22 protein-coding genes are annotated in these 24324 nt (G+C 52.5%); 5 read left to right on the top strand and 17 right to left on the bottom strand.

Features of this window, described 5'->3' with window-relative positions; all coding sequences use genetic code 11:
- Nucleotides 1-128: 128 nt before the first annotated feature.
- Nucleotides 129-392, top strand: a complete 264-nt coding sequence (locus KJS40_RS00760) for a hypothetical protein (RefSeq protein WP_213538687.1) — start codon at nt 129-131, stop codon at nt 390-392.
- Nucleotides 376-948, top strand: coding sequence for a redoxin domain-containing protein (locus tag KJS40_RS00755; RefSeq protein WP_213538686.1), 573 nt, complete (start codon nt 376-378; stop codon nt 946-948). Before KJS40_RS00760 ends, KJS40_RS00755 begins: the two co-directional genes overlap by 17 nt.
- Nucleotides 949-1062: 114 nt before the next feature.
- Here the strand turns inward: KJS40_RS00755 and KJS40_RS00750 are convergent, their stop codons facing one another.
- Genes KJS40_RS00750 through lolA form a run of 4 tightly spaced genes read right to left on the bottom strand, consistent with a single transcriptional unit; the run spans nt 1063 to nt 5137 of the window.
- Entirely contained in the window at nt 1063-1773 is a 711-nt protein-coding gene (locus KJS40_RS00750) for a DUF6781 family protein (RefSeq protein ID WP_213538685.1), read from the bottom strand.
- Nucleotides 1774-1808: 35 nt separating this feature from the next.
- Nucleotides 1809-3167, bottom strand: coding sequence for a serine--tRNA ligase (gene serS, locus KJS40_RS00745; protein WP_213538684.1), 1359 nt, complete (start codon nt 3165-3167; stop codon nt 1809-1811).
- 37 nt (nt 3168-3204) lie between these two features.
- The gene (locus tag KJS40_RS00740; protein WP_213538683.1) at nt 3205-4521 is read right to left on the bottom strand and encodes a replication-associated recombination protein A; all 1317 of its coding nucleotides are present in this window, start codon (nt 4519-4521) and stop codon (nt 3205-3207) included.
- Nucleotides 4514-5137 carry an outer membrane lipoprotein chaperone LolA gene (lolA, locus tag KJS40_RS00735; protein WP_213538682.1) on the bottom strand — a complete coding sequence of 208 codons (624 nt, stop codon included), beginning with the start codon at nt 5135-5137 and terminating at the stop codon, nt 4514-4516. The genes KJS40_RS00740 and lolA overlap by 8 nt, the downstream gene beginning before the upstream one ends.
- Nucleotides 5138-5480: 343 nt before the next feature.
- Here lolA and KJS40_RS00730 point away from each other — a divergent pair, with 343 nt between their 5' ends.
- Nucleotides 5481-6290, top strand: a complete 810-nt coding sequence (locus tag KJS40_RS00730; protein WP_213538681.1) for a methane monooxygenase/ammonia monooxygenase subunit C — start codon at nt 5481-5483, stop codon at nt 6288-6290.
- Nucleotides 6291-6456: 166 nt separating this feature from the next.
- Here the strand turns inward: KJS40_RS00730 and KJS40_RS00725 are convergent, their stop codons facing one another.
- From KJS40_RS00725 to KJS40_RS00670, 11 genes are all read right to left on the bottom strand, one after another.
- Nucleotides 6457-8751 carry a DNA translocase FtsK gene (locus KJS40_RS00725; protein ID WP_213538680.1) on the bottom strand — a complete coding sequence of 765 codons (2295 nt, stop codon included), beginning with the start codon at nt 8749-8751 and terminating at the stop codon, nt 6457-6459.
- Between the two features lie 518 nt (nt 8752-9269).
- Complete coding sequence (locus KJS40_RS00720; protein WP_213538679.1) at nt 9270-9776, bottom strand: hypothetical protein; 507 nt, start codon at nt 9774-9776, stop codon at nt 9270-9272.
- 21 nt (nt 9777-9797) lie between these two features.
- Complete coding sequence (locus KJS40_RS00715; RefSeq protein ID WP_213538678.1) at nt 9798-11825, bottom strand: DEAD/DEAH box helicase; 2028 nt, start codon at nt 11823-11825, stop codon at nt 9798-9800.
- 374 nt (nt 11826-12199) lie between these two features.
- On the bottom strand, nt 12200-12454 hold the full coding sequence (locus tag KJS40_RS00710) for a hypothetical protein (protein WP_213538677.1): 255 nt from the start codon (nt 12452-12454) through the stop codon (nt 12200-12202).
- 75 nt (nt 12455-12529) lie between these two features.
- A complete protein-coding gene (locus KJS40_RS00705; RefSeq protein ID WP_213538676.1) occupies nt 12530-13309 on the bottom strand; it encodes a hypothetical protein in 780 nt (259 codons plus the stop codon).
- A gap of 63 nt (nt 13310-13372) precedes the next feature.
- A complete protein-coding gene (locus KJS40_RS00700) occupies nt 13373-13645 on the bottom strand; it encodes a hypothetical protein (RefSeq protein WP_213538675.1) in 273 nt (90 codons plus the stop codon).
- A 61-nt stretch (nt 13646-13706) separates the two neighbouring features.
- Nucleotides 13707-15008: a hypothetical protein gene (locus KJS40_RS00695; protein WP_213538674.1), complete on the bottom strand. Its 1302-nt coding sequence runs from the start codon at nt 15006-15008 to the stop codon at nt 13707-13709.
- Between the two features lie 886 nt (nt 15009-15894).
- Nucleotides 15895-17208 (bottom strand): glycolate oxidase subunit GlcF, encoded by a 1314-nt coding sequence (gene glcF, locus KJS40_RS00685; RefSeq protein WP_213538672.1) that lies wholly within the window; start codon nt 17206-17208, stop codon nt 15895-15897.
- A gap of 239 nt (nt 17209-17447) precedes the next feature.
- The gene (gene glcE / locus KJS40_RS00680) at nt 17448-18560 is read right to left on the bottom strand and encodes a glycolate oxidase subunit GlcE (protein ID WP_213538671.1); all 1113 of its coding nucleotides are present in this window, start codon (nt 18558-18560) and stop codon (nt 17448-17450) included.
- A gap of 49 nt (nt 18561-18609) precedes the next feature.
- Entirely contained in the window at nt 18610-20064 is a 1455-nt protein-coding gene (locus KJS40_RS00675) for an FAD-linked oxidase C-terminal domain-containing protein (RefSeq protein ID WP_213538670.1), read from the bottom strand.
- 17 nt (nt 20065-20081) lie between these two features.
- A complete protein-coding gene (locus tag KJS40_RS00670; protein ID WP_213538669.1) occupies nt 20082-21032 on the bottom strand; it encodes a 2-hydroxy-3-oxopropionate reductase in 951 nt (316 codons plus the stop codon).
- Nucleotides 21033-21482: 450 nt separating this feature from the next.
- Here KJS40_RS00670 and KJS40_RS00665 point away from each other — a divergent pair, with 450 nt between their 5' ends.
- The gene (locus tag KJS40_RS00665; RefSeq protein WP_213538668.1) at nt 21483-21653 is read left to right on the top strand and encodes a hypothetical protein; all 171 of its coding nucleotides are present in this window, start codon (nt 21483-21485) and stop codon (nt 21651-21653) included.
- Nucleotides 21650-22804, top strand: coding sequence for an FAD-dependent oxidoreductase (locus KJS40_RS00660; protein ID WP_213538667.1), 1155 nt, complete (start codon nt 21650-21652; stop codon nt 22802-22804). The genes KJS40_RS00665 and KJS40_RS00660 overlap by 4 nt, the downstream gene beginning before the upstream one ends.
- Nucleotides 22805-22881: 77 nt before the next feature.
- Here KJS40_RS00660 and KJS40_RS00655 read toward each other — a convergent pair whose 3' ends face one another.
- Together KJS40_RS00655 and KJS40_RS00650 are read right to left on the bottom strand one after the other, a co-directional pair.
- Nucleotides 22882-23484, bottom strand: coding sequence for a hypothetical protein (locus tag KJS40_RS00655; RefSeq protein ID WP_213538666.1), 603 nt, complete (start codon nt 23482-23484; stop codon nt 22882-22884).
- Between the two features lie 76 nt (nt 23485-23560).
- The gene (locus tag KJS40_RS00650; RefSeq protein WP_213538665.1) at nt 23561-23941 is read right to left on the bottom strand and encodes a hypothetical protein; all 381 of its coding nucleotides are present in this window, start codon (nt 23939-23941) and stop codon (nt 23561-23563) included.
- Nucleotides 23942-24324 lie beyond the last annotated feature (383 nt).

Below are 24324 nucleotides of genomic sequence, written 5' to 3'. Positions count from 1 at the left end.
TACCATTGAGCTTGTCATTGTTGAAATCTCTATCGTCACCTGCATGATTAGAAGGGCTTTGTATAGCGAAAATGAAATAAATGAGCTCGCCCTGAAGCTATCACGGGATAGCGGTGGAAGGGATACCGGTGAAGAAAAATCGTGCTTGCTTGACGAGTCAGACGGGTTCCGCCTATTATTACAGCGGCAAAAAGAAGTGCGAAAGTGCTTCGAAAGACATGAATAACGGTAAACTCGCATTCTGGAATCCCCTGATACTTACATCGACCCAGGCAAACTGGGCTCGTTATAATAAGGCTGAAGATTTCGCGGCGGCACCATTTGTTTTAATTATTCAGCGGTTCTATTTGATGAGATTTTCCAGAGGGTATGAGAATGGCGGAAACCAGTAACGCCGCTACGGCAAGCATGGCTCCGGAGCTACAAACGTCAGGATGGTTCAATACGCCCCGACCGATTACGCTCGCCTCACTGCGGGGGAAGGTGGTTGTATTGCATACTTTTCAGATTTTCTGTCCCGGTTGCGTGCAGATAGGTATTCCGCAGGCGCAGAGAATATATCAGGAATTTGATCCTGATCGCGTAGTAGTGATCGGGCTGCACACGGTATTCGAACATCACGCCGTGATGGGCCCCGACGCCCTCGAAGTATTTATACATGAGTATCGGCTGCGATTTCCGATCGGTATAGACAAGTATGACGGCGAACCAAAAGGCATTCCGTTGACCATGCATGCTTATCGGATGCAGGGCACGCCATCCCTGGTTCTGATCGATAGAACCGGACACATCCGTCTGCATAAATTCGGACATGTGAGCGACCTTACGATTGGATTCTCGATCGGTACGCTGCTTTCCGAAGAAATTGATGAATCTTCCGGCATGGCTGAAGCCATCCCGGCCGGTAGTGGAGGTGGCGCCTGCGACGCGGACGGCTGCAGCGTCTGATTTGCAGGTTGAATAGGTTATTGCAGGGCCTGTCCTTTTAATGTGGGGTCTATGGTGTCATTCCAATGATCAGCCGGTGGAGTTTTTCCGGAGCCGCTCATTTAGAAAAGTCAGTTAACCTTGATCTGTCTTGCGTATATCGTCCGGTTTAACGCGCTTTGCAATCCCAGTAAGTACCTCGGCAGTTGCTTCACGCATCAGATTGGTGATGGCATGAGTCAGCTTGATGCCCGCCTCTAGCTGGTTCTGTCCGACCGAGGCCATCTGCTGATTAAAAACCACGAGGGTGTCCTTCACCTGAGAACCAACCGCGGTTCCGTTGCGTTTGGCGTGGCCGATCAAATCCCCCAGGGTTTCCTTCACCAGTTCCTGAGCGGCGGAAGCGGATGCCTGTACGACGTCCAGAAAAAGTGTCTCAACACTTTCCAGTTCGGTGCGGGCGTGGGTAAGCTCCTCATTTGAAAATTTTTGCGCCCGGCCTGCAGCCTCCTCTAAAGCCAGTTTTGAAGCTTCGGCAAGCTGCGCGAGCGCGGCATCCAATCCGGCGACCGCGTCGCGTATGGGCTCCAGTACTGCTTGCGTCTGCGCAGGTGCTTGTTGCAATTTTTGTTGCGCGCCTTCACTCACTCCTTTCATCACCGCCGTCACGACTTTCCGTAGCGATTTCTGATCCTGGTCCTGCGTACTCAAGGCCTTCACCGTGAAATCCCGAACTTCTTCACGGACGTTGTTTCCATGGGCAATGCTGTTGCGCACTTTGGCCTCGAGCGCGGATGTGTCCGAAATTGTGTCAGGAGAAGCTTCACCGCCGGTTACGTTTTGCATGATAAAAACTCCCTAAGTGATGAAAGAATAGTAATCTACGCTGTAAGCCGAACAAGACCGCCCATATAAGGTTGCAGAATTTCCGGAATGGATACGCTGCCATCGGAATTTTGAAAATTTTCCAGAATCGCCACCAGCGTCCGTCCCACCGCCAACCCCGAGCCGTTAACGGTATGCAATAATTCCGGTTTACCTTTTTCGTTGCGAAAGCGCGCCTGCATGCGCCGCGCCTGGAATGCCTCGCAATTACTGCATGAAGAAATTTCGCGAAAGACATTCTGCTCCGGCAACCAGACTTCGATATCGTATGTTTTAGCCGCCGAGAAACCCATATCCGCCGTGCACAAGGTCATTACGCGATAAGGCAATTCCAGTTTCTGAAGAATCGTTTCCGCATGAGTGGTCAACTCCTCCAGTGCTTCGTAGGAATGTTGTGGATGCACAATCTGCACCAACTCTACCTTCTCGAACTGATGTTGCCGGATCATGCCACGCGTATCCCTGCCATAGCTTCCCGCTTCGGAGCGGAAACATGGTGTATGCGCTGTGAGCTTGATGGGGAGCGATTCGAGAGCAACGATTCGATCGCGCACCATATTGGAGAGTGGAACTTCGGCGGTAGGGATCAGATACAGATCATCCCCTTCGGGCTGATAGGGCGAATTACCCGTGAACGCGTCTTGATAATTCTCTTGCCCCGAAAGAACTTCAACTGAACCCGTCTTTTTTCGAGGAATCTCGAACAGGTCCTCCTTGAACTTCGGCAACTGCCCGGTGCCCCGCAAGCTTTCCGCATTGACCAGATAGGGAACATATGTCTCGGTATAGCCGTGCTCCTGCGTATGTGTGTCCAGCATGAATTGCGCAAGAGCGCGGTGAAGCCGTGCGAGCGCGCCTGTCATCAAGCTGAAACGTGCGCCGCTGAGCTTGGTGGCGGTCGGAAAATCCAGCAATCCCAAACCCTCGCCTATGCTCACGTGATCTCTCACCATAAAATCGAATGTGCGGGGGGTTCCCCAACGGCGTATCTCGCGATTATCGGCTTCATTAATGCCCTCCGGCACGCTGCTATGGGGCAGATTGGGGATTTGCAACAATAGTTGCTGCAACGCGGTTTGAGTTTTTTGTAGCTGAGCTTCCGCCTGCCTTAGTTCGTCGCCAAGATTAGCCACCTCCGCAAGGATACCCGAGACGTCCTCTCCTCTGCTTTTGGCGTTACCGATCTGTCTTGAGGCGGCATTTCGCCGCGCCTGAAGCTCTTCCGTATAGGTCTGTAGATTCTTGCGTTCTGCCTCCAGGGTGCTGAATTCCGTAGTCGGAAAAACATAATTACGCATGGCGAGAACCCTGGCCACATGGGCCAGATCGGTACGTAACAATTGAATATCTAACATCCTTACTCCAAAAAACGTGTGCCGGGCAATAACAGCCTTATCCAGGCTTTTTCTTTGCCTGTTTGTCGAGTTCGCGCAAGTACGTCAGCCTTTCGGATATCTTACTTTCGAATCCTCGCGTGACCGGTTCGTAAAATTTAATCTCCGGCATGCCTTCCGGGAGATAATTTTCTCCAGCGGCATAGGCTTCGGGATCGTCATGAGCATAGCGGTAGTCTCGCCCAAAGCCCATATCCTTCATCAGGCGGGTAGGTGCGTTGCGCAAATGCTCAGGTACGCGGCGTGACTTATCGCCGCCAATGAAAGATCGGGTTTTATTATACGCAAGGTAGGCGGCGTTGCTCTTGGGAGCACAAGCGAGATAAAGCGCCGCTTGCGCCAGCGCCAATTCCCCCTCGGGACTGCCCAGGCGCTCATAAGTCTCCGAGGCATCGAGCGCTACCCGTAATGCACGCGGATCGGCCAAGCCGATGTCCTCCACGGATGCTCGAATCAAGCGCCGCGCTATGTAGCGTGGATCGGCGCCCCCGTCCAGCATCCGGCACATCCAGTAGAGCGTCGCGTCCGGGTTGGAACCACGCAGCGATTTATGAAGCGCCGAAATCTGGTCGAAATACTCATCTCCACCTTTATCAAAGCGGCGCTTGGCGCGGGAAAGCGCATTATGCACATACTCCGCTTCTATTTCCGCAATTCCCTCGGTCGCTGCTGCAGTTTTTATCTGCTCGAGAAAGTTGAGCAGACGCCGCGCGTCACCGTCCGAATATTCGATCAATAAGCGTCTGGCGTCATCGGAAAAATTCAATCCCTGCAATGCGAGATGCTCCGCTCGCTTGAACAAGGTAGCGAGCTCATCTTCGGATAAGGCAGTGAGAACATAAACCTGTGCCCGGGACAATAATGCGCTGTTAACCTCAAACGAAGGATTCTCGGTAGTGGCCCCGATAAATGTCACCAACCCCTGTTCGACATAGGGTAGAAACGCGTCCTGTTGCGATTTGTTGAAGCGATGCACTTCGTCCACAAACAGGATCGTGTGACGTCCGGATTGCTGCAATACGACCTGTGCGCGTTCAATCGCTTCCCTGATATCCTTGACCCCCGATAACACCGCCGACAAGGCGATGAATTCAGCATCAAACGCCCTCGCCATCAGCCGCGCCAGCGTCGTTTTGCCGGTGCCGGGCGGCCCCCACAGTATCATCGAATGCGGCTTGCCGGATTCAAATGCAAGACGTAGCGGCTTGCCGGGACCGAGCAAATGAGACTGCCCAACAACATCCTTCAGTTCATGAGGACGCAACTGCTCGGCGAGCGGCGCGGCAGCTTCACGTTGCCCGAACAAGTCAGTCACTGATCACGTCCGCACCTTCCGGTGGGGTGAATTTAAACAATTCCGGCGCAAGTCTGGGGTTTTGTTCTACTCGGCTAAAGGTAAGCACTGTGGTCTGGCCGAAGTTATCATGCAACTCCATGCTCTTCAGGGCGCCCTCTGGTGCGAATCCCAGACGCACCCATTCAAACGTGCTTTCCTTGGCTTTAGGTTTGGCTTCCAGCCACTCTGTGTCTCCCTGCAAGCCCATTTCCGTTAGATCGAAATTATTTTCAATGTCACTGTTCCCTGCAAGCAACGCCGCAGGGGTGCTGCCGATAGCCACATCAAGCTTGCGCACGGTTACTTGATTAAGATCGCGATCATAAAACCATATGCGGGAACCATCGCCCACAATAAGCTGCTCGTATGGTTTCTCGTAAATCCATCGAAACTTGCCCGGACGCTCGAATTGCATCGTACCGCCACCTTTTTGTACCGCGCGTCCACTTCTATCGAGAACAGTTTGTGAAAACACCGATCTAACAGTACGGGTATTCTGAATGAAATTCTTGAGACTGTTTATCGCACTTGCCTCGGCGGTAGAGATAAACAAAAAGAACAGCAAAAAAACCCAGCATCGTTCCGGTAGCTTCATGGTATTCCTTAAGTCATCAAGGGAAGTATTATAAAGAAGTGCTTTCGCCCGTGTGGAATAAGCCCGGTTTACCTGAGAATACCATTTTCCTATTTCCTGATCGCAAGCTGGTTTGATCTGGTTTCGCCTGCGATTTTACCGGCTTCTGTTTTGTCCCGCCAAAAATGTCTCGCATTATGTATTCCGGGAGATATCGTATATATGGACCAGGCTGAAAATCCGGCATAAAAATGTTGGAACCGTCCTATAACAATAGAGTCTAACTTTTGCTGGCGGAGAATGGTTCCCGTCAACTTAATGTTGGTCGTTATTCTCTCAACTATTGGCAACAGGAGGAAACAACATGGCAACAACACTAGGAACGTCGGGTCACGCCAAGGCAAGCGGCCGGGACTACGACATGTCGGAGTGGTATGACTCGAGGTGGTACAAATTCGGGCTCATCACCATGCTGCTGGTAGCGATATTCTGGGTCTGGTACCAACGGACCTACGCCTACTCGCACGGCATGGACTCCATGGAACCCGAGTTTGAAAAAGTATGGATGGGACTGTGGCGCGTCCACATGATCGTCATGCCGATCTTTGCCCTCATCACCTGGGGCTGGATCTGGAAGACCCGCGACACCAACCTGGACAACCTTGACCCCAAACTGGAAGTCAAGCGTTACTTCTACTGGATGATGTGGCTGGGCGTCTACCTGTTTGGCGTATACTGGGGCGGCAGCTTCTTCACCGAGCAGGACGCCTCCTGGCACCAGGTCATCATCCGCGACACCAGCTTCACCCCCAGCCACGTAGTCGTGTTCTACGGCTCCTTCCCCATGTACATCGTCTGCGGCGTGGCAAGCTACCTGTACGCCATGACCCGCCTGCCGCTGTACTCCCGTGGCACCTCGTTCCCACTCGTCATGGCCATTGCCGGACCGCTCATGATCCTGCCGAACGTAGGCCTGAACGAATGGGGTCATGCCTTCTGGTTCATGGAAGAACTCTTCAGCGCACCGCTGCACTGGGGCTTCGTCATCCTGGGCTGGTCGGGACTGTTTGCAGGCGGGATCGCAGCACAGATCATCACCCGCTACTCCAACCTGACCGACGTCGTCTGGAATGGCCAAAGCAAAGTCATCCTCAACAACCGGATCGTACCGTAATCGGCTGGGTAGTTAACCTAAACCACGCTCGGGCCGCCCGCTCCCCAAGGAATCAGGGGAGTAGGGCGGTCTTAATTTATGCAACAACTTCGTCCTTTTTTAAGCACGAACAAAAGTAGCAGACCAGTATTCTTGCAATTCGTCGTGATGTCGTCTTTCGCATCGACTAGTCGTTGCGCGCGGGGACCAACACCTCCCGATTACCGTTGGTTTGCATGGCTGAAACCAGGCCCGCACGTTCCATTTCTTCAATCAGGCGCGCAGCGCGGTTATAGCCGATACGCAAGTGTCGCTGTACCAGCGAGATTGAAGCGCGGCGCGACTTGAGCACCATCGCAACCGCGTCGTCGTAAAGCGGATCGGCTTCGCTGCCTTCCTGACCTGCTATGCCAGCGCTTTCGCCCGCGCCGCCCTCATCTTCGATAGAATTAAGTACGCCGTCCACATAACGCGGCGCACCATGCGCCTTCAGGTATTCCACCACCCTGTGCACTTCCTGATCGGCGACGAAAGCGCCATGCACCCGTTGCGGATAACCGCTGCCGGGAGGCAGATAAAGCATGTCGCCTTGCCCAAGCAGCGCCTCCGCCCCCATCTGATCCAGAATGGTGCGCGAATCCACCTTGCTGGATACCTGAAACGCCACACGGGTCGGGATATTGGCTTTGATAAGGCCGGTAATCACATCGACCGAAGGTCGCTGCGTGGCGAGCAGCAAATGCACGCCGGCGGCACGTGCTTTCTGCGCCAGCCGAGCGATCAATTCCTCGACTTTTTTGCCCACCACCATCATCAAATCCGCCAATTCATCTATTACCACTACGATCAATGGCATCTCTTCCAGCGGCTCTGGCGCGTCCGGCGTCAAGCTGAATGGATTAGTCAATGGCTGTTCGCTCTTTATTGCATCCCGGACTTTCTGGTTATACCCACCGAGGTTACGCACACCCAGTGCAGACATCAGCTTGTAGCGCCGCTCCATTTCCGCCACCCCCCACCGCAGCGCGCTTGCCGCCTGACGCATATCCGTCACCACGGGCGCCAGCAGATGCGGAATGCCTTCATATACCGACAACTCGAGCATTTTTGGGTCTACCAGAATCAGGCGCACCTGCTCAGGCGTAGCCTTATAGATAAGGCTCAGTATCATGGCGTTGATGGCCACCGATTTGCCTGATCCAGTTGTTCCCGCAACCAGCACATGGGGCATCCTGGCCAGGTCCGCTACGACCGGATGGCCGCCGATGTCCTTGCCTAACGCCATGGTCAGCGGCGAGGCCATCTCGGCATAAGCTTGCGAACTGAGAATTTCCGATAGCCGCACCACTTGCCGCTTGGGATTGGGAATCTCCAGGCCCATACTGGTCTTTCCCGGAATGGTTTCCACCACGCGTATGCTCACAACCGACAGCGAGCGCGCCAGGTCTTTCACAAGATTGAGAATCTGGTTACCCTTTACGCCCACCGCGGGCTCGATCTCATACCGGGTAATGACCGGACCGGGATAAGCCGCCACAACCTTGACCTCCACACCAAAATCGATCAGCTTCCGCTCGATCAGGCGCGAAGTAAATTCGAGCGTGTCAGTCGACAGGATTTCCACATCCTTTTTCGCCGGCTCATCCAGCAGGCGCAAAGGCGGCAAAGGCGAATCCGGCAAATCGACGAATAGCGGTGTCTGTTTTTCCTTGATCACCCGCGGTGACTTCGGAATCATTGTGGCGGGCTGTTCGATATGTAAAGGCGGATTTTCCTGGAAACGTTTTTTCCCGACCTCGACCAATTCATCCCGCTTTATTGCCGAGGCCAGGCCCGCGCGGCGATCCTGCCAGTCTTCCCAGCGGCGCCTGACGATCAGGCAGCTTCCCTCCATCACCGCGCCCAGTTTCTCGACAAAACGCAACCACGACAGGCCGGTAAACAAGCTGAAGCCGATCGCGATAAATGTCACCAGCGCCAGCGTCGTGCCGGTAAAGCCCAGCATCTGCGACAGGTTCTTGCTGATTATCAGGCCCAGCACGCCGCCCGGCGTCTGGGGCAACGTTATTTGGAGCGTATAAAAACGCAATGCTTCAAGTCCGCTGCTGGCGAATAGCAAAACAAGAAAACCGGCAGCCGAAACAAACAATGGGCGACGATCGAATATGCCCCCGTCGATACGGTGATAAGCCCACGTTACGAGAAAAGCGCAAAATAACACCCACCACCAAGCTGAAACGCCGAATAGATATAGCAGCAAGTCCGCCAGCCAAGCTCCCGCCATCCCGCCGGGATTTTGCACGGTTGCAGCGCCACTGTGGGACCATCCGGGATCGGCGCGCTCATATCCATAGAATATCAGCACCAGGTAAAGCGCCACGCCGAGCAACGCGAGCCCCGTCGACTCGCGCAGCAGCCTGACAACCCTCGGCGGTAAAGGATTGGGACTCGATTTTTTCGCCATTGACTTGACAGAACTCATGGATAGCGTCAAGCGACCTCAGGATATGAAAAAATTAACCTGATTATATAGAGTTAAAGCAGGGGTAAAAAGCAAAACGGCCGCCTGTTGGGAGAAATTTGGCGTTACAAGTCGACACTAAATTCCCGAAAACCAAGCTAAACCATAGCGCCCGTCATAGCTTCGCTTACTCTCGATAACGTTCCTTGCTATTCATAAGCTGGATGAGAAAAGTGCTCTAACACAACCTATGCGCTCGTTCACCAAACGGATATCGCTAAGGTACAGGATTGGCTGGGCCTGCCAATATTGCCACAACATAGATCCTTGTCGTCGCAAGAGTTGTCGAAAGGCAGTCCGACGTGAGTTAAGTATTAAGAGATTCTGCCGTTAAATCTATTGATATAGTTGTATTCGAGATTTCGAAATATCTGTGAGCATGTAAAGGTGAAGTAGAGATAAAGATTCTCTGAGCCGTTAATTCATATATCTGACCCTCTGCGCTTTGGTGGCGATCAAGTCAATTCATGAACCCGTAATCAGAGTGAAGCACTTTCCCCTGTGTTAATGTTGTACCGCTCAAGCTTGGTTACCCCATTGATGGGGTGAACCATCGCTGCGGTTACCTGCCAATTCACACCTTCACGCAGCGCTTTGAGGCTATATCGAATGCCTTGAGGCGTATATAGATACTTCAATACGGTCACCTCTTCGTTTATATGGGACTGGCCGTCGTGACAAATTGCGGGCTGATCCGGCGCAACGACAGTAACCCAGCCATCATCCACCCCAGATGCAAAAATTTCGGTTGCGGCAATATTTTCTTGGGCTTGCCCAAGCAACTTTATTTGCCGGATGATCTTTTTAATTCCGGCGGCGATTTTTGATGCGCCTTCTTCAGTTGCGATACGGGCAGCTTCTAGCAAAATTTCATCTAAGCAAGATGGAATTTGCCGAGTTAGTCGCAAAGAACCAAATGCAGAGTCATAAACAGCAAATCCTTTTACGGGATCCTTACCAAGGGGTGATGCCTGGCTAATAAACATTCCCCAACCGACATCTCGATCTTAAACGGAGCACACCTTACAAAAAGCAAGACAGATATATTTTCCTAATTGTTCCCGCTGTAAGTTCTCTTCGGGAAAATAGAAACATACGCCAGTCGTGTCGATGTAGCGATTTAGGGGTTTTTGTGAATAGGTATTACCCGGTCCGTAGGATACTTCGTTCTTATTCTGTCCGTACTGTTCAATAAATCCAATGACTCTCTCCGAAACCTGAACGCGACATTCAGTAATAAATGCCTCAGCAGACATCCGAACGTAATACATCTGATCCGTAAACTGTGGGAACACAGCGGTTTGCACGACCGGAGTAGTGCGTCCGATTCCCTTCGTTCTGGTTGTATTGATTTCTCCTCTTGCGTGATTCAGTTGGAATACTCGGTAAGGGCTGGCAAGGTAACGATAGATCGCTCCTGGAAATGCCTCTCGTAGTACTTGAGAATAGCTCAAAGTCCCTAATCCCTGATTTGGCAGATGGCGACAAATAACTTTGTAGGATTTCTCAATACCGCTGCGGAGGGGAAACGCACGATGCGGGCTGCCAATAGCCTGCTGCTTTAACGGATAGAGGTCATGAGGAATAGAACGCGTAGGTACAAGTTCATTGTCAAGGAGTTCTGAAAATGTAGCGGGCACCGTCGCGAATGGCTTTCTGGAATAAAGCATCTGTGGTGTTTGCTGTTGTTCTTCGGCAGCGCAAAGTGCATTCGCGTACTGAAGATATTCATTGTCCAAATAGAGCCAGTTTGGTTCCGGCATACGATCAAGATAGCGCTGCAATCCCATAGAGGTGATGCGTCCATCTAAATCGAGCAGGACGACTTTTCCCACGTTTTGCCGACCTGCTCGCCCTGCCCTTTGCCAGAAAGATTTTACAGATGGCGGTTCGCCAAGCATGACCACTAACTCAATGTCACCAATGTCTATTCCAAGCTCTAACGCGCTAGTGGTTATTACCCCCAGCAGGGTTCCACTGGTTAACGCCTTTTGGATTCGGTCACGATCTTCTTCTTCATAGCCTGCACGGTAGGGCAGTACCCTTTGCTCGTCTATTTTGACCAGTGAGTCCCCAAGATCAATATCTTCGTCGATTGTGTTATCGTTTGGTTGTTCATCGGATTTTAGAAGTAGGCGGCTCATCTCGGCTGCAAGTTCTTCGACTCTTTTGCGAGAATCGGCAAAAAGGAGGAATCGGCCATGTTCGTTTGAAGCGAATTCCAGCATTAATCCGCTTAGGAACTTTGGTGTTTTTTTTATTGGAACTCTACATAACATGACGGTCTTTTCCGGCGCGGCCGCGCCATCATCATTCCCGGCAATCAGATCAAATTCCATACCCGTTAATTTGTGAAGAAAGCCGACAGGATCTCCAATTGTGGCGGAACTGGCTAGAAAGTTAGTTACGCCGCTTGCGGCTTGAAGCCGGCGAAGCAAATACGCCATATTAGTGCCAAAGATGCCATCGTAGATGTGCGCTTCATCAAGAATGACCATATATAGCGAGGCCAAAAACTTGCGTATTTCTGTTTGGCCAAGCTTTGACATTAGCCATGCGTGAAGCACGTCCGGAGTCATGAGAACTATCTGTGATTGAGCGAGAAGCGCTGTCCTCTGCGAAACCTCAACACCGCCATCAATGATCACTAATCTTAGGCCGGTTCTATTGGTCGCTTCCTTCCACTTTCTTTCTTGGTCGCGTAGGAGTGCTTTGGCCGGATAAAGCACAAGAATGGCCCTGCCTTTCGATACCAAGAGGTGCGAAACCGCTATTGACGTAAAAGCGAGCGTTTTACCGGAAGCAGTGGACGTAGCAATACACACGTTTCGTCCAGTAAGCCCCGACTCGATTGCTTTCGCTTGATGCGCATATAACCCGAGCGGATATAGCGTTTGAATGTGCTTTTCGACATCAGAGTGCAAACCGGAGGGAATACTTGAAAACTTGGCAGCCCTGGCAGGAAAGGAAATATCTTCGCTGATTTCTAGGCCAGCACTTTGAGCAATGCGATGAAGAGCGAAATTGTCGATCATGTCAGTGTTAGGTTTCCTGGATTTGGCCTTTAAGTATGCTAATCGCGTATTAAATTGCCTTATATTCTTTTGCGCAGTGGATTAACCGTCCCGAAAACTTAACAACACAGAGTAAGTGCGGATTGCTAAAGCGGGGATCAAGGCTGTTGGATTGATAACACTCTTCGTGCCTGATCTGAATGACGCATTCCATGTCAGCGAGAGGGCCTGTTCAAAAGATTACCCAACAGCACCTATTCTAGGTTTTATAGCTGAGCGAACAATTGGACTTAGGTACTAGGCGATGCTGTCCTTTGGGCGCTTCCTGGTATTGGCAACAAACTTTTCGTCCCTGTTTGATATCGGAACCTTAGCGAGCAAAATGACTTTGCTGCTCAAAAATCACCTGTTTCATACTGCCGCTGATACTCGGCTTCATGACGTTCCTCTCGTTCGTACCGTCGTTCATTTTCATATCTCTCCTGTACCCTGCGCGTCTGTTCCTCATTTCTCTGTTTGAGAACTGCGCAATCGGTAGAGTCGGAATCACAAGCATAGCGGCCTCCGCCAACGTAAACGGCTTTTTCCCCTGCCTGGACGTTCATGGACAGCAACAGTAACAGAGGCAACGATAGTTTTATAACCTGCATTTTTTCTCCTTCCTTTAGGGTGACTGGGTGCAGCCAATCCAACATCTTTTCAGATGCTGGATTGAAAGCTGATCTTTATGCAAGCGCCATGACTTTACGGGTCAGGAGGTCCCGGGCCAAGTCCAGTTTGGCTGGGTTGGTCTTGACGGACAATTCGCTCAGGCTTTTCTTGCCAAGAAAATAGGCGATGCGCTCGGCATTCGCACCAGATGGATGAGGCATGCCATCAAGGATACGGCTGTGATCGATGCAACCCTGATCAGCTACAAAGCGCAACGCTGCGGCTACTTTGTCGCCTAGCGGAATGAATACTGCTTTAGGCAGGGATTTGACGTCCTCACCAAAGTACGACAAAAGCTGTGCGCGCAATAACGGGTGGCGGGTCATGGCTGGATTACCGCTGTAATTTTCATTATTGATGAAAACAGGGTTGCGTAGTAAGGACGTCGTCTGCATCAGGTGCGATGCTGTTCCAAATAGCTCGCCGCAGCTTCGAATGCCTAGCCAGCGGTTAACCCCGATGCAGTCTAGGAGACTGACCAGGTTGGGGCGCATCGCGCCGGAAAACGCCCCGACCTTTTTCGCGGCCATCAAGGTGCTTATCGGATCAGCGCCTTGATCAAGCTGCTTGCGGGTTTCCTTCAGGGCATTCAGCATTTGCGTACGGCCCGGGGTGATGCCGACAAGAACTATGCGGGCCGCGGGATTGATGTATTCGAAGGGGGCGTAGCAGACCTCAATATCTCCTTCCTGCGCCAGACGCAGCTTGGCGTTTAGGGTAGGCGAACCGTTGAGTTCAGTAGGGGCAAGGGAACGGATGACTGGAGAAAACTGTTCAAAGAGTTGTTTTTGCATAATGATTTTTAGAAGTCCAGAGTAGTTGAAAAACAGTCCGGTTCCTAATGGTTGCAATCGGGATTAATGCCGGTGAATCCTGTCGATTCTGTGCGCTACAGTAATGATGCTGCTGTCTGAGGCGACCACGGCATATAGGTCAAGGTGTTCATCGAATTGTCTTGCTAGTGGACCTGCATACGCGTTTAGCCTACGGCGCGCGGCCTTATCAAAAAACACCTTTGATGCCCCCGCACCAGCGGAGACGCTGGTGCCGAACTGCAGCAGGAGATCGATCAGGATTTGTGGAATGGCACGCTGCTGGCTGCGAACGCTTGCGTGTTGACTCATATTCATAGTGTTTTCCCCCTTTTTTAATTGAATGTTTATCAGTGGCCGGAATGAGATCAATAGAGGTCTACCCACCTGCTCCGGTTTGCTCTTTCGCAGCCAACAATTCATAGGTCCGATCGCCAAGGCGAGCAATTTTCATCACATCACCCGGTTTTGCCTGGATCGCATTGAAGTAGCTAACAAAACGAGCCCGGGGGCTAATGGTGATTGAGCTCTTGCGCCTGATGTCTGTCATGCGCGAGGTGCCGCCGTATCGAAGCTCAATTTCTACACCTTTTTCCTGGCTGCCGCGGCCACCAAAACAGTCTTCCGGAAAAAAGAGGGCGTGATCTGCTGGGATATCTAGGTACCCATTCTTGATTCCTTTTTCCGTGAGCCGGACTTCAATAGAGGGCGACTCGTCGTTTGACTCTATCTCAAACTCCCGGCGATACATGACCAGGGCCATTTGTTTAGGAAAGAGCGCACACATGACTTGTTCAGTGAACCAGCTAACGTCTACGCGCAGCGCTTTAGCAAGCGCCTCGCAGTCCTCGGGGCGGATATTGCCGGCGTCTTCCGTTACCGCATATACCCGCTTGGATGACCACCCTAATACTTTTGCCGCCTTGCCAAATAGGCACACGTCTTCATCACCATCGGGATAAAGCCGCTTCAGACGATCTTGAATGAATGGTGCCAGCTCTGCGTACGTAAGGCTGTCCGGCTGGGATTTTTCGCTAAAGTTGGAGATCGTGGTTTCCTTGAATCCGCCGCGCCGGGATCGCAACCACCGTAAAGCTTCGGCGTTTTCCACATGCTCGCCGTCCGCACTAACCAGACGGTGATCCCCCTCTGCGCGAAGCGCATTGCTCACGCTTTTTTCGTTCATGTTGGCAAGAAGCGCAATATCGCTGATTGATAATTCTTCGCCTGAATCCAGGAGCTGTCGGGCATCTGCGCGATTAAGCATGTCGTTTAATTGATCCTTGGCGATTATGTCGCCTAAAGAAAGATCGATATTAACGATACCGTCCTCGGCGGTTAAACTGAGGAAGTACTTAAATACTTCGCGATCGTCGTAGTCTCCCCGCCATTCACTCCAGCTAAGAGTACTGTCAGCCCCACGCTTACCGTGGTAGGCGTAGTCATACAAAAAAGGAAGCATTCGGCCCACACGATATCTACGCACTTCAATTTCGCTGAGTTCCATATCCCAGGGAGCGCCATATTCATCGGTATCGAGACGAAGCGCGCGATTGCCCGGTGAATTGCCTTCAGTGTCTCCCAGACTTATGTTGAGAAACGCCGCCAAGCCGAGCAATCGCGCGCCTAATGCTTCTTGAAGTTGTTCTAGTGATGGTATTTTTGCCGTTTCCATTTTCATCCTTATTCCAAGGATGTTATTAAACTATAATTTCATGGAAATGTAAACATAATATTTTATAGTACTAATTATGAAATAATGATACTAGTAGTGAAGGTGCAGCTCAGAAGTAGCTTGGAAAGCTTTGCCGGCATTGATTTCTGGCTTCAGTGAGCAATTAAGGCCACCCCTTATAAAGCTCTTTTAGTTCCGTTTACGAGGCGTTCCCGCGATTAATTGTTAAATAAAGATCAGGTTTGACGTTTAGCACTCTAAGTGCAATTGCGTGCTTAACAATAAAAAGGAGCCAGTGATGCACACTATTGAGGTTGATTTTGAGGTTTATAAGCAACTTACCTCCGTCGGGCTACCGAGGATGTTAGTTATAACAACGTGAGAGCTTCTAGGACTTGGCCAAGCAGAACCCAAGGCAGGAGAGAAAGCCATCCCCCTTCTCCAGAGGACTGGGTTGCCAAGGAAAGCATTTTTCCTGCTGCCACTGAATTTCGTGCCAATTACAAGGGACGGACCATAACGGCACGAGTTGAGGGTGGTGCATTAATGCTGAACGGTCGGCGCTACGATTCGCCTTCAGCTGCGGCTGTTTCGGTTACAGGAAGTCCTGTGAATGGCTGGCGTTTTTGCGAATGCAAGTCTTCCTGGCCACTCATTGAAAGCATGCGCCGGTGACAATGCTTCTTCCACATTGCAACCGAACTGTCGCCGCGGGTGCCTCGCTGGAACGCGGACATGGATGATATAAGCGTTTGTAAATGGGGAAAAACGAGGAGCGTACGTAGATGGTTTGGCTCCCAATGTACCCTGTGCTCACCTCTATTTTCAGGGTTTATGGGAATACCTGAGATCTTATGGGACTTATGGGAAAACGATGAAGCAACCGACGATCTCAAATTCTCTGTTTATCGCCATGGCCAAGTTTTTCATCCAGTATTTCGATCCAGTGCTCGACTGGCAGCGACGTACCGCTCTGGACGTGCATGAGGCATCCTATGTTGGCGGTCGCGATCCGGGTTGGCTGGCCCGACTCCAGCGCCATTACCTTGTTTTTCAGTAGCTGTTGCGACAGTTCGGGCTGCAAAATGGAGTAGGTGCCTGCCGATCCGCAGCAAAGATGCGCATCCGGCACATAAGTCAATTCAAAGCCTGTGGCAACCAAAATCTTCTCGGCAACACCCCGGATTTGCATTCCGTGTTGCAGAGTACAGGGGGAATGGAAGGCAAGTCGGGTTTTTTTTGCCACGCCCGTGTTCGCCAGTGGTCTGCCGAGGAGTGAGACGAGTGCTTGGGTCTCGGCTTCCAGGATTTCGCTGATATCTTTAGTCAGTTCGGAGATCCGTGCCGCCTTTTCCGCATAGGCAGGATCATGACGCAATAAATGGCCGTATTCCTTTACGGTCACGCCGCAACCGCTGGCGGTCATGACGATGGCTTCTACTCCAGTTGCCCCTTCTCCTCCTCCGTCATCTTGCATTCCGACATACGGCCACCAGGCATCTACGTTGCGGCGCATGTAATCCAGCCCTTCCTGCTGGGCATTGAGATGGTAAGACACGGCGCCGCAGCAGCCTGCATCCGGCGCCTTGATGAGAGATATGCCGAGCTTATCCAATATTCTTGCAGCTGCGGCGTTGATGTTAGGCGCCAGCGTCGGCTGTACACAGCCTTCCAGCACCAGCATTTTGCGTTGATGTTGTACAAGAGGCTGAGAAAACCGTGGCCTCGCTGGTTGAGAATTCTTAATATGCGGTATTGAATCCCGAAGCACACCCGGCAGTAACGGGCGCGCAGATCGCCCCAGCTTCAGCAATGAAGCAAACACCCCTGGGTTGGGTAGCGTCTGGCGCAATGCGTAGCGCACGGTAGCTGAAGCGAAACTTCGTCCCACCTTTTTTTCAACAATGCCACGGCCGATATCCACCAGCCGTCCATATTGCACGCCGGAGGGACAAACCGTCTCGCAGGCGCGGCAAGTGAGACAACGGTCGAGATGCAATTGTGTTTTTTGCGTGACCGGCGCGCCTTCCAGCACCTGTTTTATCAAATAGATACGCCCCCGCGGGCTATCCAGTTCGTCGCCCAGCAACTGATAAGTCGGGCAGGTGGCAAGGCAGAAGCCGCAATGAACGCAATTCCGCAGTATCGCCTCCGCTTCCTGTCCTTCCGGAGAGTCTTTGATGAAGTCGGCGAGATGGGTTTGCATTTATCCTAAATCCGGTAGTTGACCGCTCATTTAATAGATCAGTGTCATGATTAATAACAATATTTCATATATTTGACGCTCACCTTCCGGGTGAGGCCGCTACGGGGTGAATTGCACAGTTTTTGCGGCACATGGCTGCGTTGCAACTCCTTGGAATGGAACGACCATTCCGCGTCGCTGCGCCTTGCCCTGCACCCCAAAAACCGCACACTTCACCCCGTCCAACTACCGGATTTAGGTTATATTTCCGGGTATATCCGGCCGGGATTAAGTACACGCATGGGGTCGAATTTTTCTTTCAGGCGGCGAGTGATATTCATCATAGCCGGCGTGAGAGGATGAAACACGGCAGCGCGCGATCCGTAGCTGCGAAATAAAGTAGCATGGCCGCCCGCGGCTTTCGCAGCGGTGCGTATAGCGGAATGCACGGCCTCGATATCCGCATCGGCCGAGTCAATTACCAGCCAGCGCAATGCTCCACCCCATTCGATCAATTGATTCCCGGGCAGCGATAGTGGCGGAGTCGTCGATTTTATGGACAGTCGCCAGAGCGGCTTCCCTGTCTGAAAAAACGGGTGGGCCTGTTCGCGCACTGTTTCCCAGAAAACGGTGCCGTCATCGATTTCCTCTCCACCCATTATCGCACGCGCGGCGCGCACGGCAGGGACTGCGCCGGAGAGCCTCAAAAAAAGGGCACCATCGCAGAAACAGGTTGCGGAAACCGGCAGCGGCTTACCCGCCCAAAAATTCATCTTTTCGATGGCTACCGTCTCGTTCATCGGTAAGCGCAGCGTCAGCTCCATTGCCGGTAGCGGCAGCACTTTGAGTGAAACCTCGAGCAATAAGCCCAAGGTGCCCATCGAACCCGTCATCAAACGCGAGACATCGTAGCCGGCGACATTCTTCATGACCTGGCCGCCAAAACGCAGATCCTCTCCTCTACCATCCAGCATGCGCACTCCCAGCACAAAGTCGCGTACCGCGCCGGCGGATGCCCGACGCGGACCGGACAGGCCGGTAGCAACACAACCGCCGAGCGTAGCGCCAGCCCCGAAATGGGGTGGTTCGAAAGCCAGCATCTGACCGTGCCTGGCCAGTTCGGTTTCAAGATCGGACAGTCGCGTCCCTGCGCGAGCGGTGACCACCAACTCCGTAGGTTCGTAATCGACTATGCCGGCGTAAGCGGTGGCATCGAGAATGCCGCCACCCGAAGGAAGAGGATCGACCAGGGACAGGGGAACAACGCGATGGCCATAGAAATCCTTGGTACCACCGCTGCGTATCATTAATGGCTCGTCAGCGCTGCCGGCCGCTTGAATGGTGTCGGCAAATTGATCGATGAGATATTGCATGCCTAATCCTTGCCAGTCTTCAGACTGTGCAAAATCGCCTCATCAATTTTCAAAATCTCGGCAGTCCTGGGAATTTTTCTTCACCGCGATGCACATGCATGGCGCCATGCTCGGCGCAACGGCGTAGCGTCGGCACGGCTTTTCCGGGATTCAGCAGTCCATCCGGATCAAAGGCCGCCTTTACCGCATGAAACATCTTCAGTTCGCCGATCTTGAATTGAGAACACATCTGGTCGATTTTTTCCATACCGACTCCGTGTTCACCCGTAATGGTTCCCCCGGCCTGGATACACATCTGAAGTATCCTTGCGCCAAATTTCTCGGTTAATTCAAGCTCTCCCGGCTGATTTGCGTCGTAAAGAATCAGCGGATGCAAGTTGCCGTCGCCGGCATGGAAGACATTCATGCAACGCAGGCCATACTCGACGGAGAGCGCTTCGATTCCGGACAATACGTTTGCAAGACTCTTGCGGGGAATGGTTCCGTCCATGCAGTAGTAATCCGGCGATATGCGGCCCGCTGCCGGGAAAGCGGCTTTGCGCCCGGCCCAGAATTTAAGCCGCTCGGCCTCATCGCGCGACGTCCTGATCTCGATAGCGCCGCTTCTTTCCATGATTTCGTTAATATGCCGGATTTCTTCCGCCACTTCCTCTGCCGTACCGTCGGCTTCGCATAGCAGAATCGCGGCCGCATCAAGGTTGTAGCCGGCATGAACGTACTCCTCCACTGCGCGGGTGGTCATTTTATCCATCATCTCCATACCGGCCGGAATAATGCCCGCGCCGATCACATTCGCCACCGCATCACCGGCACTACGCAGGTCATTAAATGCAGCAAGGACCACCTGGGCTTTTTCCGGCTTGGGCGTGAGTTTTACGGTAACTTCAGTCACGACGCCCAACATGCCTTCGCTGCCCGTCATGAGCGCCAGCAGGTCGTAACCTGGCGCATCCAGCCCATCAGCGCCGATTTCAAGGATCTCGCCATCTATGGTTATCACGCGCAATTTGATAATGTTATGCACGGTGAGCCCATATTTCAGGCAGTGTACGCCTCCCGAATTTTCTGCCACATTGCCGCCGATGGAGCAGGCAATTTGCGACGACGGATCGGGCGCATAATATAAGCCATACTGTGCCGCCGCTTCGCTGATGGCAAGATTGCGTACCCCCGGCTGCACCCGCGCGGTGCGTGCTGCCGGGTCAAGCTCAAGTATTTGTTTCAACTTGGCGAGCGACAGAAGCACACCCTCGGCATGGGGCAGCGCGCCCCCGGACAGGCCGGTTCCCGCCCCGCGTGCCACTACCGGGATTTTTGCTACATAGCAAACCTCTAAAATTTCGATCACTTCATTTTCGGTTCGCGGCAGTGCCACGATCAAGGGCATTTGCCGGTATGCCGACAAGCCGTCGCACTCGTACGGCCTCAGGTCCTCGATCTCATGAAGCACCGCATCGGGTGGCAGAAAGGTACGTAGCCTGGAAACAAGCTCGAGCGCATTCATCTCAATTATAAACTCGGTTAATTTAATTCTTTTTGCGAATCCTGAATCGAATCGTTAATTTCATGATTCGACAATTTTTCCAGCATTTGTATCATTGCTGCGCTATCCAACTTTGCGCCGCCGTGGGCGATGCATGCATTGAACATTTGCTGAACGGCGGCCGTATTGGGCAAACTGATGCCCAACGTGCGCGCATTGGAGAGTGCCAGGTTCAAATCCTTCTGATGCAGTTCTATGCGGAATCCCGGCTCGAACGCGCGCTTGATCATACGCTCGCCGTGAACTTCCAGGATGCGCGATGAAGCAAACCCACCCATCAGCGCCTGGCGCACCCTGGCAGGATCGGCGCCGGCCTTGGACGCAAACAGCAGGCCCTCGCCAACAGCCTCGATAGTAAGCGCAGCGATGATCTGGTTGGCAATCTTGCAGACCTGACCTGCGCCATTCTCACCGATCAGCGTTATTGTTTTTCCCAGTAATTGGAGAACAGGCCTGACCCTCTCGAATACCGGTTCCGTTGCGCCCACCATAATGGTAAGGGTTGCATTCATTGCGCCTATATCGCCACCGGACACGGGCGCATCCACATAGTCACAACCGAGCTTATTGATATCAGCGGCAAATATTCTGGTTTCGATGGGAGAGATGGAACTCATGTCCATCACGATCTTGCGTGCAATCGGGCTTTCGCGCTTGGTGCCGCTCAGCTCGCTGCGCAACCCTTCCACCACGCCGTTTTTACCGAAAAGTACCTGTTCCACATCCTGCGTATCAGGCAGCATGGTGATGATAATGTCGGCGCTTTGGGCGACTTCGCTGGGCGAAGAGCAAGCCTTGCCCCCCAGCTTGGGCAATTCATCCGGCACGCCACTGCGAGAATGCAGAAACAATGGGTGGCCGCCCTTGATAAGGTGCCCGGCCATGGGCTTTCCCATGATGCCGAGGCCGATGAAACCGATACTTGTCATTTTTTGCTCATCAGCACTTGAAGTCCCGTCGGTTATCTCAGTTATACTTTTGGGCTCGCCTGTCATTCACGGATTTTCGCGGGTGGCGAGGGTTCGCTAGTGTAAACTTTCTCGCGATCCGGGTGCCGAATACGAGAGCGTATTTCTAACGCATGCTCATATTTTTTTGCTAGCGTAGGTGTACATCCAACATTCTTGCCGTTGGAAATAAACGTTGGGGTTCCTTCGTCACCCCAACCTACGAGATAATTTTTTGGGCCGCGTCATTGCTGCGTACGGATGGGGCTTGGGTAACCGAATGATGGGTTGCGCTTTGCTCCACCCATCCTACGAGCAGGCTTTGTCGTTGCCGCGCTTAAATACTAGACGCCGCATTCCAAATGCGCGTGCTCATTTTTTAGCGTCAAAATAAAAAAGAATATTGCCATTTGATAATTACAAGGAAACGGAATGATCCAATTTCAACAAGGCACGCGTAATCCCTGCATTTTTACCTATGTTAATACAAAAGTCGCTCGATACAGTATAAGCGTACTCGCCCGCGTGGGGACCATGGGCGAAAAAAAACGTAATGCTGCCATGATGAGTGCCGGTCTTGAACTGCCGGGGGCGCTGGCATGAGCAAGGAGCCGGTAATCATCATCGGCAGCGGTATTGGCGGTTATACCGTGGCCCGGGAATTTCGCAAGCTGGATGCGGAAACGCCTATCCTGATCATTTCCGCGGATCATGGCGGATTTTACTCCAAGCCGATGCTTTCGAACGCGCTGGCAACGGGGAAGACGCCCGCGTCCATACTGAATGCCAGCGCCGAGAAAATGGCCGCGCAGCTCAAGATGACGATCCGGCCCTATAGCCGGGTGACGGCCATTGACCCATCCGGTAAAACTATAACTTTGGAAGGTGGAGAGAAACTATCCTACAGCCAACTCGTTCTGGCGTTGGGAGCTGATGCAATCCGGCTGCCGCTGGAAGGCGAGGGGACGGCGGACATTCTTTCCGTAAACGATCTCGATGACTACGAGCGTTTGCGGAATGTTCTGGAAGGAAAAAAAGAGGTGACCATCCTGGGCGCGGGCCTGATCGGTTGCGAATTCGCCAATGACCTGACCATGGCGGGTTACCGGGTACGCGTGATCGATATCAGCGCACAACCTCTTGGTCGGCTGCTACCGCAAGCTGGCGGTGCCTTCATGCAACGCAGGCTGGAAGCAGCCGGTGTCGTTTTCCACCTGGGTGCGGCGACTCAATATGTTGAACGTGTACAAGAAAGCCTGCGCCTGACGCTCGCCAATGGAGAAATCATCCAGACGGATATCGTGCTTTCCGCTGTCGGGTTGCGTCCCCGCACTGCGCTGGCTCAAGCAGCCGGTATTGCGGTGAATCGCGGTATCTCGGTCAACCGCTCGCTGCAAACCTGTTATGAGGATATTTATGCTTTGGGCGACTGCGCCGAAGTGGAAGGTAGAGTGCTGCCGTTCGTGATGCCGATCATGCATGCAGCGCGCGGACTCGCGGCAACACTTGCCCAGACCCTGACTCCAGTACGCTACCCTGCCATGCCTGTGCTGGTCAAGACACCAGCCTGTCCTGCCGTGGTGTCACCGCCCAACGCAGGGAAACAGGGAGAGTGGCTGGTAGAGGAAGATGAAAACGGAGTCAAGGCCCTGTTTCAAAGTGTGGAAGGCGAATTGCTGGGATACGCGCTGCTGGGTGTTTCAACCAAGGAAAAGAATGCGCTTGCCGCGCAGTTGCCAGCAGTGATGGAATAACTCCGCCAATGTCGATTCGTCATTCCAAGCTTGACCTGGGATGACGAATCATACTATCTTCATCTCTCGCCGTACTATCAGTAACCCTTCGAACGCATGCATGAAGCATAAGCCGCCTGATACTGCGCGTCGTGCGACTTGGTTTCGTTGAGCCCGTATAGACTTCCTCCCGCCACACCTGTTACCCCGCCGATGGCAGCTCCCTTTCCGGCACCGCTACCTCCACCCGCGATCGCACCGCCCGCAGCGCCTATCGCCGCGCCGATAGCGGCGCCCAGCGCTGCGTTCTTGACCACCTCCTCGGTTTTGCTGGCTACCTGCCCATTCGCATACTTATTGCACGCTTCCATGACGGATTGCGAAGGGTAAGCCGGTTGAGGAGAGTACCCCGCTGGTGGGGGTGGCGGGATAGCGCCCGAAGTGTTCCTGCTTGACTTCGCAACGCGAGTGCTCCGCTGAGGCTCGACCGGCGCCACCTCTTCGGCCAGCTTCGCCGACGTACCCGATTTTGTCGTGTCTTCTACCCCAACGGTTGGAGACGCATCAACTGCCTTTTGAGAATCAGGCACCTCAGTCTTGGAATCTCGTCCTGTGACAAGCAGTGTGGCGGCCACGGTTGCGCCGACCAGCAGTATTCCAATCGTCGCGAATTTCCAATAATTAACGGATTCGTTTGACATCGTAGCTCCTTCTGAAATGTATTGCTTTTGTCATTTATCTTTCCTGCATCTATTCAACCACCGCCTTCTCGCCTACTCAGTGAGACCCGTGCTTGCCGCCTTTCCCGTTTTTATTGCCATCGCCGCTTTTGCCATTGTTGTTCTTATCACTTTTGTCCTTTGCCGTATGCTCATGACCCTTGTGCTTACCTTCTCCACGATTCTGGTCTTTGCCTCCCGCTTCATGCCCGTGATGGTCGTGATTCCTCAAGTCAGAACGCTCCTGCCCCTTCGTTGCCCCGGCAGACCATTGTGCGTTCGAGTTCTCGGTACCCTGCTGACCCATGTGTTCGGACGCCATGCCACCCGACTTTGCATGATGGCCATCATGGTGCCCGCCGCCACCCTCACGCGCTATCGCCGTATTGCCATACGCCAGAACAACACCCACCAACAATACCGACAAACCTTTATGCATGCTCGATCTCCTCTTGTGCTTATTAAACTATTTATGTTGATGACAGCTTTGTCCGGCAATCGGCTCCCACGAATGCGGGAACGTTATCCTCTTCAAACTCATTTTCGGCTCTTTCAATCTTTACTGACTTTGGTACCCCTTACTATTGAACTAAAGTACAACCAGCAGTGCATAAGTAATCAGAGTAGTCCATCTCGATTACCTATTCGCAATAACGCAGATCCGCTTCATTCGTTTACGTCGAATATTTATTTGTGAATTTTTTGTGAAGTTTATGTAACTATACGACAACCGATTGTCTATTGATGCGTTATATCGATTAAGTGCACTTAAATAAGAGCACTAAATTTGTTTTTTGACCGGCGGTTCTTTATCAACTGTGA

The organism is Nitrosospira sp. NRS527, assembly GCF_018406445.1.
In the GTDB taxonomy this organism is placed as follows: domain Bacteria; phylum Pseudomonadota; class Gammaproteobacteria; order Burkholderiales; family Nitrosomonadaceae; genus Nitrosospira; species Nitrosospira briensis.
Note: the sequence above shows the minus strand (reverse complement) of the source record. Positions and strands in the feature narration are given on the sequence as shown.